The organism is Mesorhizobium sp. M1406 (assembly GCF_040317555.1).
GTDB lineage: Bacteria > Pseudomonadota > Alphaproteobacteria > Rhizobiales > Rhizobiaceae > Mesorhizobium.
The window spans coordinates 17,246-35,259 of record NZ_JAMYKW010000032.1; the positions used below are offsets into that span (position 1 = coordinate 17,246).

16 protein-coding genes are annotated in these 18,014 nt (G+C 61.4%); 8 read left to right on the plus strand and 8 right to left on the minus strand.

Annotated features, from left to right (window positions below):
• The 3 genes from NKH03_RS22905 to NKH03_RS22915 all read right to left on the minus strand — a co-directional run bounded on the left by NKH03_RS22905 (position 1) and on the right by NKH03_RS22915 (position 3,491).
• Positions 1–852, minus strand: coding sequence for a carbohydrate ABC transporter permease (locus NKH03_RS22905; protein ID WP_352871604.1), 852 nt, complete (start codon positions 850–852; stop codon positions 1–3).
• 195 nt (positions 853–1,047) lie between these two features.
• A complete protein-coding gene (locus NKH03_RS22910; protein WP_352871554.1) occupies positions 1,048–2,373 on the minus strand; it encodes an ABC transporter substrate-binding protein in 1,326 nt (441 codons plus the stop codon).
• A gap of 35 nt (positions 2,374–2,408) precedes the next feature.
• A complete protein-coding gene (locus tag NKH03_RS22915) occupies positions 2,409–3,491 on the minus strand; it encodes an ABC transporter ATP-binding protein (protein WP_352970661.1) in 1,083 nt (360 codons plus the stop codon).
• Positions 3,492–4,120: 629 nt separating this feature from the next.
• Here NKH03_RS22915 and NKH03_RS22920 point away from each other — a divergent pair.
• From NKH03_RS22920 to NKH03_RS22955, 8 genes are all read left to right on the plus strand, one after another.
• The gene (locus NKH03_RS22920; protein ID WP_502913547.1) at positions 4,121–5,749 is read left to right on the plus strand and encodes an ABC transporter ATP-binding protein; all 1,629 of its coding nucleotides are present in this window, start codon (positions 4,121–4,123) and stop codon (positions 5,747–5,749) included.
• A 265-nt stretch (positions 5,750–6,014) separates the two neighbouring features.
• Complete coding sequence (locus NKH03_RS22925; protein WP_023758780.1) at positions 6,015–6,506, plus strand: MarR family winged helix-turn-helix transcriptional regulator; 492 nt, start codon at positions 6,015–6,017, stop codon at positions 6,504–6,506.
• Positions 6,503–7,222 (plus strand): SDR family NAD(P)-dependent oxidoreductase, encoded by a 720-nt coding sequence (locus tag NKH03_RS22930; RefSeq protein WP_352970665.1) that lies wholly within the window; start codon positions 6,503–6,505, stop codon positions 7,220–7,222. Before NKH03_RS22925 ends, NKH03_RS22930 begins: the two co-directional genes overlap by 4 nt.
• A gap of 2 nt (positions 7,223–7,224) precedes the next feature.
• Positions 7,225–8,556 carry an NAD(P)/FAD-dependent oxidoreductase gene (locus tag NKH03_RS22935; RefSeq protein ID WP_352970667.1) on the plus strand — a complete coding sequence of 444 codons (1,332 nt, stop codon included), beginning with the start codon at positions 7,225–7,227 and terminating at the stop codon, positions 8,554–8,556.
• Between the two features lie 122 nt (positions 8,557–8,678).
• Positions 8,679–10,292, plus strand: coding sequence for a peptide ABC transporter substrate-binding protein (locus tag NKH03_RS22940; protein ID WP_502913546.1), 1,614 nt, complete (start codon positions 8,679–8,681; stop codon positions 10,290–10,292).
• A 107-nt stretch (positions 10,293–10,399) separates the two neighbouring features.
• On the plus strand, positions 10,400–11,350 hold the full coding sequence (locus tag NKH03_RS22945) for an ABC transporter permease (protein WP_352871566.1): 951 nt from the start codon (positions 10,400–10,402) through the stop codon (positions 11,348–11,350).
• A gap of 10 nt (positions 11,351–11,360) precedes the next feature.
• Positions 11,361–12,248 carry an ABC transporter permease gene (locus tag NKH03_RS22950; protein WP_352970671.1) on the plus strand — a complete coding sequence of 296 codons (888 nt, stop codon included), beginning with the start codon at positions 11,361–11,363 and terminating at the stop codon, positions 12,246–12,248.
• 11 nt (positions 12,249–12,259) lie between these two features.
• Complete coding sequence (locus tag NKH03_RS22955; RefSeq protein WP_352970673.1) at positions 12,260–13,582, plus strand: NAD(P)/FAD-dependent oxidoreductase; 1,323 nt, start codon at positions 12,260–12,262, stop codon at positions 13,580–13,582.
• Positions 13,583–14,073: 491 nt separating this feature from the next.
• Here the strand turns inward: NKH03_RS22955 and NKH03_RS22960 are convergent, their stop codons facing one another.
• The 5 genes from NKH03_RS22960 to sctQ all read right to left on the minus strand — a co-directional run bounded on the left by NKH03_RS22960 (position 14,074) and on the right by sctQ (position 17,993).
• Positions 14,074–14,961, minus strand: a complete 888-nt coding sequence (locus NKH03_RS22960) for a D-glutamate cyclase family protein (protein WP_352970675.1) — start codon at positions 14,959–14,961, stop codon at positions 14,074–14,076.
• Positions 14,962–15,129: 168 nt separating this feature from the next.
• On the minus strand, positions 15,130–15,945 hold the full coding sequence (sctT, locus tag NKH03_RS22965; RefSeq protein WP_352970676.1) for a type III secretion system export apparatus subunit SctT: 816 nt from the start codon (positions 15,943–15,945) through the stop codon (positions 15,130–15,132).
• A gap of 9 nt (positions 15,946–15,954) precedes the next feature.
• Positions 15,955–16,224 carry an EscS/YscS/HrcS family type III secretion system export apparatus protein gene (locus NKH03_RS22970; protein WP_352970677.1) on the minus strand — a complete coding sequence of 90 codons (270 nt, stop codon included), beginning with the start codon at positions 16,222–16,224 and terminating at the stop codon, positions 15,955–15,957.
• Positions 16,225–16,240: 16 nt separating this feature from the next.
• Positions 16,241–16,894, minus strand: coding sequence for a type III secretion system export apparatus subunit SctR (gene sctR, locus NKH03_RS22975; RefSeq protein ID WP_352882838.1), 654 nt, complete (start codon positions 16,892–16,894; stop codon positions 16,241–16,243).
• Positions 16,887–17,993: a type III secretion system cytoplasmic ring protein SctQ gene (gene sctQ / locus NKH03_RS22980; protein ID WP_352970680.1), complete on the minus strand. Its 1,107-nt coding sequence runs from the start codon at positions 17,991–17,993 to the stop codon at positions 16,887–16,889. The genes sctR and sctQ overlap by 8 nt, the downstream gene beginning before the upstream one ends.
• Between the last annotated feature and the right edge of the window lie 21 nt (positions 17,994–18,014).

The following is an 18,014-nucleotide window of genomic DNA, read 5'->3' on the forward strand; positions in this document are numbered from 1 at the left end:
TCAGTCTCCGCCGCCCTGCTGCCATTTGCGGCGCTGCAGGCCGAAATAGCTGAACAGGATCGCCGCAAGCAGGAATGGGATCATGGCCACCGCGATCGCGGCGCCCTCGCCAAGCTGGCCTCCGGAGATGCCTCGCTGGAACGACAGCGTCGCCATCAAATGGGTGGCGTTAACCGGCCCGCCGCGGGTCAGCACATAAATCAGCTGGAAATCGGTGAAGGTGAAGAGCACCGAAAACGTCATGGTGATGGCGATGATGGGTGTAAGCAACGGCAACGTCACGTGGCGGAACAATTGCCAACGGTTGGCACCGTCAAGCGTCGCGGCCTCGTAGAGCGACTGCGGAATCGTCTGCAGGCCTGCAAGCAGTGTGATCGCCACGAACGGAATGCCGCGCCAAACATTGGCGGCGATGACCGACGCCCGCGCGTTCGTCGGATCGCCGAGGAAATTGATGCGATGGTCGATAAGGCCCATCTGCTGCAGGGCCCATGACAGGATCGAGAACTGCGCATCGTAGATCCACCAGAAGGCGATGGCCGACAGCACCGTCGGCACTACCCATGGCAGCAAGACGATCGCGCGGAAGAACGATTTGAAGGGCAGGTTTTGATTGAGAATGAGCGCCAACCAGAGGCCAAGCGCGAATTTCAGGATCGAGGCGCTGATCGTGTAGAGCAAGGTGTTGAAGACGGAGAGCCAGAAGACGGCGTCGCTCCAAAGATACTCGTAGTTCTCGAGGCCGATGAAGATGCCGGGGCGGCCGATGCGGGCATCGGTGAAGCCAAGCCAGACGCCGAGGCCGAGCGGATAGGTCAGGAAGACAAGCAGCAGTGCCGCCGCCGGCAGCATGAAGCCGAAGCCAAGCGCGTTCCGGCTTTCGGCCCAGCGCGATAGAATCCTCGACTGGTTCGAAGAACGCGGCTGAATGGCAGCTGACGGCACGGCCATGGGGTCGGCTCCTGTTGAGGTCTTATTGATCGGCCGGAACAGCCTTGACGCAGTCCGAAGCCAGCCGGACAGCCCTGCCGCCCGGCTGAGCCCGGCTCAAACGCGATAGTAGCGGTTTGCGCGCTTCTCGGCCTCTTCCATCGCCTCTTGCGGCGTCGCCTGGCCGGTCACGGCCTTGGCGAACATATCGACTAGCACATAGTCGGCCATGGTTGCCGCCGAGGCATAGCCTAGCGGCCCGGCATAGCCGTTAGGTCGAAGCGTCGCCGAGGCTTTCGCGTAGGCAGCGTTGTTGGGGTCGGCCGTCCATACAGGATTGTTATCGAACGCTTTGAGCGTCTGGCAGCAATAGCCCGCCGAGGAAGTGATCCAGTCCGACATTTGCGGGTCCTCGAACATGAACTGCAGATAGGCTTTAGCCGCATTCGGGTAAGGCGTGTAGTCAAAGATGACGGCGGTGGTCACCTGGAACAGCTCGACGGATTTCCCGATGGGTCCGATCGGTAAGTTGGTCGTGCGCGTGTCCTTGGCGATTTCGGTCAGTTTCGGATCCTTGTCCTTGTTGATCTTGGCCGTGTTGTAGGCGGAAATGCCATTGGCGATCACGCTCAATTCGCCGGCCAAGTAGGCTCGGTTGTTGTTGACGTCGAGCCAGCTCTCGGTGCCGGGAATGAAAGTCTTGTAGAGCTGCTGGGCGTATTCGATCGCCTTCAGGGTCTCGGGGCTGTTGATCGTCACCTTGCCGCTCTCGTCGACCATCTGGCCGCCGTGGCTCCAAAGCAGCCAGTGCGCGTAGTTGTTGCCGTCGCCGACGCCATGGCCGTGCGTGAAACCGGCCGGATGTCCCTTCGCTTGCAGCGCTTTGCAAAGCTCGAGGAAGCCTTTCGTGTCTTTCGGGAATTCCGAGAAGCCAGCTTCCTTGACCCAGCTCTCGCGATAGACGATTGCATTGCCGATGGTGGCCAGCGGCAGGCCGATGAATTTTCCTTCCCGGGTCGCGTACTGCTTTGGCCCGTCATGCCAGCCGCCGTACTTCGACCCGAGATATTCGCCCAGCTCGGTCACGTCGTGCAGCTTGTCGGGATATTGGTGTGGATCGTCGAACCAGACGAACATCAGGTCGGGGCCGGACCCGACATTGGCGGCGACTGCTGCCTTGGGGCGAATGTCCTCCCAGCTTTCCTTGTCGACGCGGACCTGGACACCGGTCGCTTCGGTGAATCGCTTGGTGTTGGCCAGCCATTGATCTTCGTCGCCCTGGACGAAGGGTGACCAGCGCAGCAGCCTAAGCTTGGCGCCGTCCTCGGGTTTGTATTTCGGTCCCTCCTGGGCATAGGCGGGCGAGCTGATGAACCGGCTTCCCAAGGCGCCCGCCGCCGCGGCGGCGGTGGTGCGGATTACGTCGCGTCTGGTGAACCTCATGCTTGTCTCCTCCTGTCGATTCCTCGTAGTGGTCCTTATTGCCTGCTGCGCGTTTCCAATCGTTGCCCGGTCTCGCCGCTGAAAAGGTGAATGAGTCCCGGCTCGGCGGCGAGCTGGATGGTTTCGCCAGGCGTGAAAGAATGGCGCTCTCGAAAATTGGCGACGATCTCGTCACCCCCGGAAGTGCGGCCGATGAGCTGCACCTCCGACCCGGTCGGTTCAACCACCACGACGGTGACGGGAATGCCTTGGTCCGACAGCCGCAAATGCTCGGGCCGTATTCCCAGAACCACTGGCCCGCTGCTGCCGATGGGAAGTGGCGCGGCGAGCGGCACCGAAATGCCGCCGGCGCCGCGAAAGGACGGCGGGCCGTCGGTTGCGATTTCGCCCTTGAGCAGGTTCATTGCGGGCGAGCCGATAAAGCTGGCGACGAAGAGGTTGTTCGGCCTGTCGTAGAGTTCCAGCGGCGGTCCGATCTGCTCGACGACGCCGTCATGCATGACGACAATCTTGTCGGCCATGGTCATGGCCTCGATCTGGTCGTGCGTGACATAGACCGTCGTGGTCTTCAGGCGCTGATGCAGTTCCTTGATCTCGGCGCGCATCTGCACCCTGAGTTTGGCGTCGAGATTGGACAGCGGCTCGTCGAAGAGGAAAACCTGCGGATCGCGCACGATCGCCCGGCCCATGGCGACGCGCTGGCGCTGGCCACCGGAAAGCTGGCGAGGATAGCGCGACAGCAGCGGCATAAGCCCGAGGATTTCGGCCGCCCGGCGAACGCCGGCATCGCTTTCTGTCTTGGAGACACCTTTGAGCATCAGCGAGAACGCCATGTTCTCGGCGACTGTCATGTGCGGGTAGAGCGCATAATTCTGGAAGACCATAGCGACGTCGCGTTCCTTGGGCGCAACGTTGTTGACGACACGTTCGCCAATCGCGATCTGGCCGCGCGAAATCTTTTCCAGGCCGGCAATCATTCTGAGAAGAGTCGATTTCCCGCAGCCCGAGGGCCCGACCAGAGTGACGAATTCGCCGTCTTTTATATCGACGCTAACGCCGTGGAGAATCTCGACAGCCCCGAATGATTTGTAGACTTCGCCAATTGCGACAGACGCCATCGATTTCCTCCCGAATGCTTCCTGCGACGTCGTCGAAGGAAACCGCTTCGTGTCTGGTCCGCGACAGCCCCAGGCTCCCCTCCCCTGCTCACGCGATGGAACGGTAGCGCTACCAAACCGGGCTGTAAAGCGTTTACTCCAACCGCAGGTGCACGGGACTTTCGCCGTGGTGCCCGACCGCCGGCCGCGCCTGTACCCCTTGGCGCCGGTCTCGTCTTTAGGGGCATCTATTCCGGCCGCGGCGTCGCTATATCGCTGTCACTTGGCCAGGAAATCGGTCGCTGGTCAGCGGTCGGCGCACGGACGAGCAGATGCCGCTGCCGGTTACGAACATGAAGCCAGTTCCGTTCCATCCGATCGCAGTGCAGGTCGCCAACCGCATGCATGCCTGGAACCGCATCCAGGATCGCCGTTCTTGATAAATCATAGGCCGACGATACTGATTTCGCGCACTGGTGGTTGGCATGGTCCAGTTAGGGACCGCTTACCACGCGACTTCAGGCGCCAATGGTTCGTCGGCTAGTCGACGAATGAAATAGTCGTCGGGGCTTGCGCTGATGGCAGGACGTGCGGCTAGTATGCTGTCAGATCATTGGACTTTGAAGGGCCAAGCAATGCCGCCGAGCGAAATGACCACCCACGAGCCGAGCGAGCAAACTGTTCTCTCTGTTCGAAATCTGACCGTCCGCCTGCCAAACAACATGGAGCGGCAGAACGCCGTCGAAAACATTTCCTTCGACATGCGGAAGGGTGAGATGCTCTGCATCGTCGGCGAATCCGGCTCCGGCAAGTCCGTCACCGCAAACGCGATCATGGGCCTGCTGCCGTCTTCGGTGCGGATCGCGCAGGGAAGCATCCGCTTCAAGGGTCACGATCTCGCCAGCGCCGGGGAAGACGTGATGCGCAGTCTGCGTGGCCGTTCGGTCTCCATCATCTTCCAGGATCCGCTTTCCGCGCTCAATCCGCTGATGACTGTCGGCCAACAGGTGGCGGAGGTCATGGAAGCACACCGGTCCGGCACCTCGGCGACCCGCGCCAAGGCGGTTGTCGACCTGCTTGGCGAAGTCGGCCTGCCGGAACCGGCGGTCTTGCGCCACCAGTATCCGTTCCAGCTCTCTGGCGGGCAACGCCAGCGCGTCATGATCGCCATGGCGCTGGCGCTCAAGCCTGATCTTTTGATCGCCGACGAGCCGACCACCGCTCTCGACGTCACCACCCAGGCGCAGATACTTGCCCTGATCCGGCGGCTGCAGCGCGAAAAGAACATGAGCGTCATGTTCATCACGCACGATTTTGGCGTCGTCGCGGAAATCGCCGATCGCGTCATCGTCATGGAGAAAGGCGCGATGGTCGAACAAGGCGCCGCCGCCGCCGTTCTGGGCAATCCAAGCCATCCCTACACCAGGCGGCTGATCGCCGCCGTCCCGCATATGATCGAGAGCGAAACGAAGGCGCGTGAGGATACTCCGATCGTGCTGGAGGTGCAGAAACTCGACAAGACATATCGGCCGGGCATCGGCTTCTTCTCGAGGTCCCGCATCGTGCCCGCCGTCAAGCAGGTCAGCTTCGAGGTTCGCCAGGGCAGAACGCTCGGCATCGTCGGCGAGTCCGGCTCGGGGAAATCGTCGCTGGGCCGCGTCCTGCTGAAACTCCTGGACAGCGACGGAGGCAGCATCCTGTTCGACGGCAAGGATATCGCGGCGCTTTCGGACTCCGAGTTCCGACCGATGCGGCCGCACATCCAGATGATCTTCCAGGATCCGTTCGCCTCGCTCAATCCGCGCCAGACGATCGCCAAGATCCTCACCGTCGGCCCGATGGCGCACGGCCTGTCCGCTCCGGAAGCGCGCGCGAAGGCGCTGCACCTGCTGCGTCTGGTCGGCCTCGACGAGGGTGCCTATGACCGCTTTCCGCACGAATTCTCTGGCGGCCAGCGTCAACGGATCGGCATCGCACGGGCTCTGATGATGGACCCCAAGGTCCTGGTCGCCGACGAAGCAGTCTCAGCTCTCGATGTCTCCATCCAGGCGCAGATCCTCGATCTGCTGGCGAGCATCCAGGAAGAAATGAAGATCGCCATGATCTTCATCACTCACGACCTGCGGGTGGCAAGCCGGATCTGCGACGAAATTCTGGTGATGAACCGCGGCGAAGTCGTGGAGTGTGGCCCGCCGTCGCAGATATTCCGGTCGCCACATCACCCCTATACGAGGCAACTGATCTCCGCCATTCCCGGCAAGGAATGGATCCCGGCTTGAGCCGCGGCCACCCTGAAGCTCTCCTCCCCTGAACAATAAATGACCGTCCCGACAAAGGCGCGGCCGCATGTCTGCTCCTTGATCAGGCTGCCGATGCGTGCCGCGCCGGTCTCCTGCTGAGTAGAATAGTTGCGTTTGTCCACTAAAAGTAGTTGCATTTATCCACTACTCGCTCAATCATATCCTGGAAGACCCTCGACAACCCCGGATGGGGCTGCGGCGATCTCGATGAAGGCTGTCCACGACAGCCTCTGGAGAGTGTTCGATGCCGGTGAAGAAGAACAAAGGTCCGCCTTATCCTGTCGAGACGGTCGGGCTGGATGTCCTCGAAGACACGTTGAGCTTCTATATCCGCAGCATCAACATAGCGCTTTCTCGCGATCTCGATGACCGCCTGGAAGGTCTCGATGTTGCCCGGGGAACGGGCAAGATCACCACCCTGCTCCTTGTCGACAGCCATCCAGGAATACGGCCATCCGTCATCGCGCAGCTCATTATGCGCGATCGCTCCGCCATGGGCAGGCTGGTCGACCAGATGATCGATCACGAACTGATCACGCGTCAGGCTGCGCCGGACGACGGACGCGCACAGGAGCTCCACATCACCCAAAAGGGGGCAGACCTCGCCCGCAAGGTGCGCAAGATCGCCACCAAGCAATCCAGCGATTTCTTCGCCGATGTGCCTGAGAAAGACCAGAAGCGTCTGCTGGACATATTGCGGCGTGTCTATCGCCGCACCGCGGGACTCGACCAATGAGGAAACCCGCGGGAATCCGAGCCGGCCAGCGTGTGGCACTCGTGTCCGGTGCCAGCCGCGGCATCGGTGCGGCTTGCGCCCGGCACCTGTTCGAGACGGGCTGGACATTGTCGCTGGGCATGCGCGAATCGGTGCAGCCCGACTGGGCCGATAGCGAACGCGTCCGCCTGTTCCCGTACGATGCCGCGGAAGCCGGCAGTGAACAGACGTGGGTCGACGGCACCATTGATGCCTTCAACCGGATCGACGCGGTTGTCGCCAGCGCCGGCATCATGATTCCGAAGTCGGTCATCGACATCGACGACGCGGATCTCGATCTGATGTTCGAGATCAACGTCAAGGCTCCGCGCCGTCTGGTGCGCGCGTCATGGGCGTCGCTTGCGGCGAGCCCCGCGGGCCGGGTGATCATACTGGCCTCGTTGTCTGGCAAGCGGGTCAAGTCCGTGACCGCGGGCTCCTACTCGATCTCCAAATTTGCCGCAGTCGCGCTGTCCCACGGCATCCGGCAGGCGGGGTGGGACCTCGGAATTCGGGCCACGGCCGTCTGTCCCGGTTTCGTCGCCACCGACATGGCCCGCGGCATCACCGATCGCTCCGATGCGCTGATGACCGATCCGGACGACCTCGCACGGATCATCGGCTTGCTTCTCGATCTGCCCGATCATGCGAGCGTCGCGGAATTTTCCATCAATTGCCAGCTCGAGGAGTCCTACTGAGCATGCCCGGACCGTTCGTCGTCCCCGTCCATGGAGATACCGAGCTGCCAAAGGAGGTCGACTGTATCGTCGTCGGCGGCGGCATCATCGGCACCGCGACGGCACTTGAACTGGCCGAGACAGGCTTGCGGGTCGCCCTGTGCGAGAAGGGCGGGATCGGACAGGAACAGTCCAGCCGCAACTGGGGCTGGGTTCGCATTTCCCGGCGGGATCCACGCGAGGTTCCGCTGATGGCGGAGGCCTTGCGCATATGGGCGAGGCTCTCCGAACGGACCGGACGAGACACCGGCTATGCCCGGGCCGGAATTGTGTTCACATGCGCGGACGACAAGGAATACGAACAGCACGAGCGCTGGGGACGCCATCTCGAAGGCTATCAGTTCGAGTCGCGAATGATCGGCGCGGGTGAACTGCGTGACCTCCTCCCCGGCTCCAATCTCGACGTCAAAGGGGCGCTCTACACGCCCGCCGACGGTCGCGCCGAGCCCCAGAAGGCCGCGCCTGCAATTGCCGAAGCCGCACGCGACCGCGGCGCCGCCATACTGACGGAATGCGCCGTGCGCGGCGTGGAGACGACGAACGGCGCCGTCTCGGGCGTCGTGACCGAACGCGGCTTCATTGCCTGCAAGGCGGTCGTCCTTGCCGGAGGGGTCTGGTCGAACCTGTTTTGCGGAACGCTTGGTCTCAACCTGCCGCAGTTGAAGGTCATGAACACGGTTCTTCGCACGACGCCGGTCGAGAACGGGCCGGACCAGGCCGTGTGGGCAAACAACTTCGCCATACGCAAGCGCCAGGACGGTGGCTACACCGTCGCCTCCAGCATGAGCAATGTCGTCGACATCGTGCCGAACTCCTTTCGCTATGCGCGCGATTTTCTTCCGGCCTGGAAGACAGAGTGGCGATCGCTGCAATTCCGCCTGGGCGGTCGTTTCCTAGACGAGGCAAGGATGCCGACCCGCTGGGCGATGGATGAGGCGAGCCCCTTCGAATACTGCCGCGTGCTCGATCCAAAGCCTTCCAAGAAAAGCTCGGAGCGCGTCCTTGCAAATGCCCGCATAGCATTTCCGGTTCTGGAAAAGGCACAGGTGGCGCAGCGCTGGGCCGGCTATATCGACGTCACGCCCGACGCCATTCCCGTCATTTCGGCCGTCGACAGCGTTCCCGGCTTCCATGTGGCGACCGGTTTCTCGGGCCATGGTTTCGGCATCGGCCCCGCGGCAGGCAGGCTGATGGCCGATATCGTCACCGGACGGCCGCCGATCGTCGATCCCAAGGACTTCCGGTGGTCGCGGTTCTCGGACGGATCGAAGATCGCGCCGATCACTGGATTATAAGCGCTCCGACAAGAGAGCGTGACACAGCGAAAGTGGAACACTATGAAAAGGAGCCTCCAATGTCAGACAAGAGCAGCAGCAGCAGCATAATCTTTCGACCGACGCGTCGTCAGGCGCTTGGAATGGCAATCGCCGGTGCCGCCGGCCTCACCATGCCCAACCTGACGGGAGCAGGCAGGGCCCTTGCGGCAACCCCGCCGAGCGAACCCAAGGGACAGGTGATCGTCGGGTTTTCCCAGGAGCCCACCGTCTTCAACCCGCATTTGCCCCATATCGAGGTCGACGAGGGCATTCACTTCAGCGTCTTCGATCCGCTGTTTGGTGTCGATCCCAAGGGCAATTTCTTCCCCGCGCTCGCCAAGGAGGTGCCTACCGTCGAAAACGGCGGCATCTCGGCCGACGGGCTCGAGTGGCACGTCAAGCTGCGCGACGACGTGAAGTGGCATGACGGACAGCCGTTCACCGCCGAGGACGTTAAGTTCACGCTCGAACTGCTGGTCGACCCGAAGTTTCGCAGCTGGCGACGCGCCGGCCACGAACTTGTCCAGGACCTGACTGTCGTCTCGCCAACCGAGATCAAGTGGAAGATGAAGGAGCCTTACGCGCCCTACCCGTCGATCCTGGCCGCGACCTTCATCGTTCCCAAACATGTGCTCGGTGCGGCGGAGGACAAGAACACCGCGCCGTTCAACAATGCCCCGATCGGCACTGGCCCGTTCAAATGGGTGGAACGCATGGCCGGCGACCATATCGAACTGGCCGCCAACACCGACTACTTCGCCGACGGCCCCTACCTGAAGAGCCTGATCTACAAGTACATTCCGGATCTGACCGTTCTCTACACCCAGTTCAAGACCGGTGATATCGACGTCATCGGACTACAGTGGATCACAGCCGACCACTATGAGGAAGCCAAGGAATTGGGCGGAACGTCGGTCGCCGTCATTCCCGCCGCCACGGTCGAGTCGCTCAGCTTCAACATGGAGCGCCCGCAGTTCAAGGAACTCGCCGTTCGCCAGGCGCTGTATCATGCGCTGGACAAGAAAACGATCATCGACGCCCTCTACTACGGGCTGCCGGCCCCGACCGAAACCTACATGCCGCAGCAGTCCTTCTACTACAATCCGGATTTGCCGAAGCAGGAATACGACGTGGACAAGGCAAAGAAACTGCTGGACGACGCGGGGTGGGTCCCCGGAGCGGACGGCATCCGCGTCAAGGACGGTGTCCGCCTCTCGTTCAAGAACTCGACCACGGCGGGCAATCACATCCGCGAACAGGCGCAGCAGTTCATCCAGCAATCGTATCGCGACATCGGCGTCGAGGTGATGATCTCCAACCTGCCGCCAGCCGCGATGTGGGGCGACTACTGGATGAAGTCGGAATTCGATTCCGTCGTCGTCGGCATTAACTTCCTGACGGGCTCCGATCCCGACACGTCGGACTATCTCAGCTCGAAGTCGATTCCGGCCAAGGGTGGCGCCGGCCAGAACACCTGGCAGTATGCCAGCCCGGAGGTAGACAAGCTGCTCGGATCTGGCGGTGTCGAATTCGTGCCGGAGAAACGCAAGCAAGCCTACCTGAAGATCCAGGAGACCGTACGCAACGACCTGCCATTCCTGCCGATGTTCCAATACGCGACGGTGCGCGGACACAAGTCCGGTGTCGAAGGCGTCGAGCCGAACATCAATGTACGCATCGACTCCTGGGACGTGGCCACCTGGCACTGGGCATAGCCCGCGCAAACGAGGCCGGGCCGGTGATGACCGGCTCGGCCTGCATAGCCGACAAGGCGCCTCTGGCGCGACTGTATCCGACGGACACCAAAACGGAGACAACCGGCATGCTTCGCTATCTGCTGGGACGCTTCTGGCAAAGTCTCGTCCTGCTCCTGCTGGTCTCGGTGATCGGCTTTGCCGTCCTAAACCTGGCTCCGGGCGGACCGCTCTCGCAATTCACTCTCACGCCAGGAATGACGCAGGCCGATCTTGACCGGATCGCCACGCAAATGGGACTCAATCGCCCTCTTCCCATCCAGTACCTCGACTGGCTGAGCCACCTGCTTCGCGGTGACTGGGGTCATTCCTACCGGGACGGCAGGCCCGTGCTTGATATCATCTGGGAGCACCTTGTCGCGACATTGCTGCTGATGGGCGTATCGACCGCGATCGCCATCTTTGTAGGCACGTGGATAGGTGTCCTGGGCGCGCTTAGACGATACTCGATCTTCGACTACGCAGCGACGGTCGGCGCGATGGTGGCATTGTCGATCCCGACCTTCTGGTTCGGGTTGATCGCGATCTACATATTCTCGCTGCGGCTCAGATGGCTGCCGGCCGGCAACATGTACACGATCGGCAATGGCTCGCTCGGCGACTATGCGATCCATCTCATCATGCCGAGCATCGTTCTTGCGCTGGTCAATGTCGCCGTGTGGAGCCGCTACATGCGCACCGCCACGCTCGACGTCATCAGTCAGGATTTTGTCCGAACGGCCCGGGCCAAGGGGCTGAGTTCCCGGCGCGTATTGATCCGCCACATCCTCGGAAACGCCCTGCTGCCGATGATCACCCTGCTGGGGCTGCAACTGCCAACAATACTGGGTGGGGCGCTGGTGACGGAAACAGTCTTTACCTGGCCCGGCATGGGACGGCTGTTCCTCGATAGCCTCGGTTACAGCGACTACCCCGTCGTGATGGGTCTGCTGATGATGTCCGCGGTTCTTGTCCTGGTCGGCAATCTGGCCGCGGACCTCACCGTCGCATTCGTCGATCCGCGCATTCGATTGAGCTGAGGACGAAGAGATGACCCAGTCGGATTTCCTCATCCCCACCCACGCCAGGCACCGCTGGTGGCAAAGCCGCTCCGTGCGCCGATTTGCCCGTCACCGACTGGCGATGTTCGGCCTGGTGATGATCGTCGTTCTGGTGCTGGCCTGCGTCCTCGGCCCCTTGCTGCTGCCCTTTGACGATCTCTACATCGATCTGCGTGGCCGGTTCTCGCCGCCGTTCACGGGCTATCATTTCTTCGGCACCGATCCGCTCGGCCGCGACATCGCGGCGCGCCTCTTCATGGCCGGACGCATTTCGCTCCTGGTCGGCTTCGCTGCGATGGTCATCAGCACGGTCTTTGGAACCGTGCTCGGGATCGCTGCCGGCTTCTTCGGCGGCCGCATCGGCACGGTGCTGATGCGTTTCGTCGACGCGATGCTGTCCTTTCCCAACATCTTCCTACTGCTGGCGATGGCGGCCTTCATCAAGCCGAGCCCGATCATGATCACTCTGATCATCGCGGCAACGAGCTGGATGGAAATCGCGCGCATCGTCGAGGCGGAAGTGCATTCGCTGCGCGAACGCGACTTCGTGGTCGCCGCCCGCATGCTCGGGCTCAGCAACAGTCACATCATGTTTCGCGAACTGCTGCCCAATGCGATCGGCCCGATCATCGTCGCGGCCACGCTTACCGTTGCCCGTGCCATCCTTCTGGAAGCCTATGTCAGCTTCCTCGGCTACGGCATCCAGCCTCCGCTGCCGAGTTGGGGCAACATGCTGAACGGCGCCCAGCAGTATCTCGACAGCGCGCCGTGGTTGGCAATCGTTCCCGGTGCCGCCATCACCCTGGCAGTCACCAGTTTCAACTTCATCGGCGACGGGTTGCGCGATGCGCTCGACGCACGAAGCGACATGCTGTGAAGCCGCCCGGAATGGCAAGGTTTTCGCCGTTTGAAGTCTCGCTCTGGTATGCGACCGCGGCGCCACCGCCAGAGACCGGAGCGCTCCAAGAACGCAGGCGGGCGGACGTCTGCATCGTCGGCGGCGGCTACACCGGGTTGACCACCGCACTCGATCTCGCCCGCGACGGCATAGATGTGGTTCTGCTCGAAGCCCAGGAGATCGGCTTCGGCGGCTCGGGCCGCAATGCCGGCCACTGTACGCCAACCTTCACCCACTACAGCCTGCCCGAACTGCGCGCCATGCTGGGCGAGCCGTGGGCCGAAAGGCTGATCGCCCGGCAGACAGGGGCCAACAGACAAGTCGCAGGGATGATCGAGCGTTACGGCATCGATTGCGAATGGCAGCAGAATGGCTACGTCATGGGCGCGCTGACGCCAGGCGCCATCGCCAAGCTCGAGGTAAAGGCGCAGCAGTATAATGCCGTCGGCGCCAAGACGCGGGTGCTCGACAGACTGGCGACCGAGGAGATGACCGGCAGCCCGCGATATTATGGCGGCTGGTTTCATTCCGAGGCTGGTCACCTCAATCCATTGGGATACGCAAGAGGCCTGGCCGGTGCCGTCATGCAGGAAGGTGGCGCAATCCACACGGGATCGCCGGTCCGCGACGTCGTGCGGCAGGATGGTGCCTGGGCAGTGCACGCCGGCGAAGGAACCGTTGTCGCCGATAAGGTCATCTTTGCGACTGGCGCCTACACCGTCGACGGATGGCCCGGCCTCGACCAGACTTACAAGATCCAGAGTGTGTTCGTCGCCGCTAGCCAGCCGCTGACGGCCAGCGAACGCCAAACCATTCTGCCGCGCAACACGACGATGCATGACGGCCGCGGCGACATCTTTGTCTACAAGTACAATGCCGAGGGACGCATCGTCGCCTCGATGTTCCCGATGGGCCGTCGCGGAAGGGACATGGCGTTCACACACCGCCTCATGTCTGATCGGCTGCGCTGGCTCCATCCGCAGCTCAGCAGCGAGTTGAGATGGGAATATTTCTGGTTCGGCGAATTGGATATGCAGCAGCGCACCATCCCACGATTCTATGAGCTCGCGCCGGGCGTCGTCGCCCTGACAGGACTGTCCGGTCGCGGCGTGCCGACCGGAAGCATGCTCGGCGGCATACTCGGCGAATGGGCGAAGGGCGTCCCTGAAAAAGAACTGTCGCTGAAGCTCGAACCACTCCGGCGGGCACCCTTCTTCATGTCGTTCGCTCCCGCGGCGATGTTACGGTACTATCGCGTCTCGGACTGGCTGCGGGCAAAGGCTAGCGGGTCTCAAATCCCACCCCACGCCTAGCCAGGGTCGAATGGAAGATTTCGCGACGCGCACCGCCGACAGGCGGCTGGTCCCCTGCCCAGGACAGAGCGGAATCCGGCCGCCGTTCCAGTCCCTCGGCACGCCGCTCTGGTTTCGGACGCCACCGCGCCCTGAGACGACAGGCGCCATTTGGTTCGAGATCAATTGGCCGATCGCCCACAGATTGAGCCAACAACTTCAGATTGCTTTGAAATCCTGCCCAGACGAGCAGACTGCCGAACGTATCGGACTTACGCAATCGAAGACTTCAGTTGATGATGCAGAATCGGTAGTGAACGAGATGCCGAAAATCGTTGTCTTTTGTGCGGAAAAATACGCCGTAGCGCTCCGGACTACGCTGACGCCTACCGACTATCGAGACCAATCAGCGATTTTTCCACCTTGTGGCGTTCGATGGCGCGTCCAAACCGTCTCGAAAAGTGCCGTCACCCGCTCCAATTGCGGTCGCTCTTCGTTGCAAATATTAATAGTCATTGTGGGTCCAGAGCATCGTCGCGAGTCCAAAACCCGTCCATTTGCACGCCCGTATGCGCCAAGCTGGCTCCGAGACGCGCGCCGGCTTGTGCATCTACGTCGGTGATCAGCATATGGCCCGGCGACACCGTGATCGAGATCGCGAGTTCGGCACGCGCAAGAGCGTCTTGAGCGGTCAGGCTGCTGGCCCAGAATACAGGGACCTCCCCGTCCCTGATTTCGACCGCATCGCCCCAGTCGGGAGCCATCAAATCGCGTATCCCGATGGTCGCCGGCTCCCCGACATGGATAGGGGAGCCGTGCGCATGCGGAAAACCTGCCGTCAGGGCGCGAATCTTATCGACGTCGCAATGTCTTATCGGGCGCATGGAGACGACCATTTCGCCACCAAACGGTCCGACCTGGAACGTCTCGATCCTGGTTCTAAACTTGGGGGAAGTCCTTCCGAAGCCGATGCGACGGAGCTTCACTCCCTTTTTGGCAAGTGCCGCCTCGACGGTAAGCGAACTGCCGAGCGCAAAAGCGGCGAAATCATCCCGCCACAGGTCGATGATGTCGGTTTTCCGACGGATCATCTCCCCGAAGCAATAGATGTTATACTGGGGTGCATCGGTGCGAATATCGATATCGCCCAAGGCTGGGAGCAATGGGCTGCCGGCACGGGTGACGCCCACCAAAGGACAGGGTTTCGGATTGCGGACGCAAAACCGATGGAAATCCCCGGCAAAACTGCGGGGCACAATCACAATATTGGCCTGCAGCTTCCCGCGCGCAAGCCCTCCGGTATATCCTTCATAGGCGCCCATTCTAACCAGTTTGCGCAGCCTATCTGCATCGACCAGTCGCAAATTGTCATAGAACAATGAAGTGGTCTGGCGAGCCATGGCTTCCGGGCATATGTATGTTCAGAGACGCGTCGAGAGCGCGTAAGATCATCGACGGGTTGCCCGCTTGTCAAATTATCAGAATCTTCCCTCGTCGATAAATTGTATTTATTGGTCGACCAATGGAGGCTTCTGTTATTATTAGGATCTGCTCATGGAGCTTTGTACTCATTGACAGCTGCGGCAGCCGATTGCTTCTATCTGTCGGCCTGCTTCGTGTAGGAACCCGAGGTCCCGGTTCATATAGAAGAGCAGGAAAGCCGCGTAGAGGACAAGGACGAGGCTGAACACCAACGTCTTGACGACCAGCGACAGGGCAAAAACATTCAGGTGCGGCGAGGCGCGCGCCAGGAAAGCCAGCACAATGTCGGACAGGAGCATGCTGATGACGACCGGGAACACAAGGGTCAGCGCCATCACCAGGATGCGGGTGAGCAGATCAAGAAATATCCCGGCTGCATCCTTGCTGAACATAGGCAGGAGTTGGTCGATCGGCCAAAGGCCGTAGCTGTCGTAGAGGCTGGTCAGGGAAAGCTGCAAGCCCCCGGCCGCCAGATAGATCGTAATCATGATGACGGCCAGCAAAGTGCCGGTGGCACTCGTCTCATGGGTCATCATCGGATCGATCAGGGTCCCCATCGTGGAACCGCGCTGCAGGTCCAGGATATCGCCAGCGGCTTCCGCCGCCCAGAACGGTATGCCCATTGCCAGCCCGAGCGTCACCCCGACAACGACCTCCTTGAGAATGTACAGGACGATCATCGTTGTCGCGATATCGGTGGTCGTCAGCTTGGTCACGATCATCGGAAAAATCGGAACCGCCAGTGCGAGAGCCACGCCGTTGCGCAGAAGCCCGGATAGCGGCACACGCGAAAAGAGCGGCATCAGAAGCATGAAACCAGTCAGGCGTGCGAGCGCGAAAGCGCCGGCCAGAAGATAGAATTGCAGCTCTTTGACAGAGGCGAAGATTGGTTCGACCCGCATCCGCCCGCCTCAGCGCGTGACGACGGGGAATTCGTCCAGCGCCGTCGAGGCCTGTTCCGCGATCTGCTGGCCAAGCAGCGGACCAAAGACCATGATGACCAACAGGATCACGACGAGCTTGATCGTCTGCGGCAGCGACTGGTCCTGGATCTGCGTCAGCGCCTGGGCAAGGCCGACAAGGATGCCGACGGCAAGCGCCGCGATGATCGCCGGACTGGACGCGAGCAGCACCGTCAGAAGCGCGCTTTGGACCTTCGCCAGGATAAAGTCATTGCTCATGCGAACCTCAGCGGTGTCAGACGTAACTCAGGATGAGGCCATGCATCAGCCGCGACCAGCCATCAATGGCGACGAAAAGGAACAGTTTCAGCGGGATCGAGATGAGAACCGGCGAGACCATGATCATGCCGAGCGTCATCAGGACATTCGCAACAACGATATCGATGATGAGGAAAGGGAGATAAAGCAGGAAGCCGATCTCGAAGGCACGGGTAAGCTCGGATGCGACAAAGGCCGGAACAAGGATCGAGAGATCGTCGTCCTTGAGGTTCTGCCGCGCTTGTTCCGGCCACAGGCGAGTGGTGCCGTCAAGAAAGAACTGCCGCTCTTGCGGCTGGGTGAATTTCATGAGATGCCGCTGCAATGGTTCCCTGACCAATTGCGCCGCCCTGGCGAGGTCGTCCGTCGTCTGGAACTGAACCTGCCCTTCCTGAAGCCGGCCCGACATCTCGCTCAGCATCGGCGTGGTGACGTAGACCGTGAGCACGAGCGCTATGCCGTAAAGCACCAGATTGGGCGGCATCTGCTGGACGCCAAGCGCATTGCGGACGAGAAACAGCACCACCGAAATTTTCAGGAAGCCCGTCATCGTGACGACTGCCAGCGGCAGCAATCCGACGAAGCCGACAGCGATCAGAATCCCAAGCAGGTTGGGCGAATTCTCAAGCATTGTCGAACATACGGACGATCCGCACGCCCAGGTTTTCCCCAATCCGCACGATCTCGCCACGACCGACACGCTTGCCGTTGGCGATGATGTCGACGGCCTCCTCGGTTACATCGGTGAGTGCAACGACAGCGCCGGGCGCAAGCTGTCTTACGTCCCCAAGAGGCATCGCCATGCGGCCGATCTCGAAGGCAAGCGCGACCGGCAACTCGTCCAGAGTCGACTCTTCCAATGTCTGGCCGGCTGGCGGCGGCGTGTTCTGGTTCATGGTCCACTCCCAATTCGATCCGGCGATTGCAGTCGGCGCGGCAAGCAATTGCGGCCCATCGGCAGTCAAGGTCACCGGCGCATAAAGGCGCTCGGCAATGATGAGTGCCGCCATGCGTTCTTCCTCCGCATCCCTGAAAAGCACCACATCGCCAGGCTGCAGGCTTTGAAGCTCGCCAAGGGTGATCGTCAGCGCGCCACGCCGAAGGCAGACCGACAGCGGGAATTCGGCCGGAATCGGCGGCCTCGTTTTGCCGATCTCGTCGAGAAGGCGGCCGATCCGCACCGCCAGGCCGGCGTCCGTCGTGTTCAGCACGCAGTCTATCGTCCCGTCGTTGCCGGCCATGACAAAAGCGAGCGAGATTTGCTCCGAGACCGTATCTCTTCGTTCGACCGAGGTGAGCGCGATCCTCTCACCCAGCTTGCCCTCGATCCTTTCGAGGTCTTCTTCGAATGCGGATTCCAGCAGCAGTGCGGCGTGCATGGGCGCCAGTCGTTTCATGTCGACCAACTCGTCCGCCTTGGCGAAGGCTCGTTCGACCACAGAAAGCGGCAGGCGCAATTTAGCGACCTTGCCTGCGACGGTGAACGCAATCGTGCACAGCCGCTGATCCGCGGGGTTCGTCGCCGGCCAGACGGTAGCGATCGTCATTGCCTTCCCCGCGATGGTGATCTGCGCGGGAGCGCGACGGCGGTAAAAGGCGTTCAATGCCCCGACGTCCACGGCCGGGACGGATCCCAGCGTCAGCCGTTCGCCGACGGCCGGCAGTCCGGCAGTGCGTTTCTTCGGTTTTCCCAGCGCTTTCGTTTTTGCCGACGCCAAGGCTTGAGGCATCACACTTCCATGTCCACATCC

Coding starts and splice junctions, on each gene's coding strand:
- NKH03_RS22970 (WP_352970677.1), bottom strand. CDS start 16,224: ATGAGCAATGACTTTATCCTGGCGAAGGTCCAAAGCGCGCTTCTGACG.
- NKH03_RS22930 (WP_352970665.1), top strand. CDS start 6,503: ATGAGGAAACCCGCGGGAATCCGAGCCGGCCAGCGTGTGGCACTCGTG.
- sctR (WP_352882838.1), bottom strand. CDS start 16,894: ATGCTTGAGAATTCGCCCAACCTGCTTGGGATTCTGATCGCTGTCGGC.
- NKH03_RS22955 (WP_352970673.1), top strand. CDS start 12,260: ATGGCAAGGTTTTCGCCGTTTGAAGTCTCGCTCTGGTATGCGACCGCG.
- NKH03_RS22920 (WP_502913547.1), top strand. CDS start 4,121: ATGACCACCCACGAGCCGAGCGAGCAAACTGTTCTCTCTGTTCGAAAT.
- NKH03_RS22910 (WP_352871554.1), bottom strand. CDS start 2,373: ATGAGGTTCACCAGACGCGACGTAATCCGCACCACCGCCGCCGCGGCG.
- NKH03_RS22945 (WP_352871566.1), top strand. CDS start 10,400: ATGCTTCGCTATCTGCTGGGACGCTTCTGGCAAAGTCTCGTCCTGCTC.
- NKH03_RS22950 (WP_352970671.1), top strand. CDS start 11,361: ATGACCCAGTCGGATTTCCTCATCCCCACCCACGCCAGGCACCGCTGG.
- NKH03_RS22935 (WP_352970667.1), top strand. CDS start 7,225: ATGCCCGGACCGTTCGTCGTCCCCGTCCATGGAGATACCGAGCTGCCA.
- NKH03_RS22925 (WP_023758780.1), top strand. CDS start 6,015: ATGCCGGTGAAGAAGAACAAAGGTCCGCCTTATCCTGTCGAGACGGTC.
- NKH03_RS22905 (WP_352871604.1), bottom strand. CDS start 852: ATGCTGCCGGCGGCGGCACTGCTGCTTGTCTTCCTGACCTATCCGCTC.
- NKH03_RS22960 (WP_352970675.1), bottom strand. CDS start 14,961: ATGGCTCGCCAGACCACTTCATTGTTCTATGACAATTTGCGACTGGTC.
- sctQ (WP_352970680.1), bottom strand. CDS start 17,993: ATGCCTCAAGCCTTGGCGTCGGCAAAAACGAAAGCGCTGGGAAAACCG.
- NKH03_RS22940 (WP_502913546.1), top strand. CDS start 8,679: ATGGCAATCGCCGGTGCCGCCGGCCTCACCATGCCCAACCTGACGGGA.
- NKH03_RS22915 (WP_352970661.1), bottom strand. CDS start 3,491: ATGGCGTCTGTCGCAATTGGCGAAGTCTACAAATCATTCGGGGCTGTC.
- sctT (WP_352970676.1), bottom strand. CDS start 15,945: ATGCGGGTCGAACCAATCTTCGCCTCTGTCAAAGAGCTGCAATTCTAT.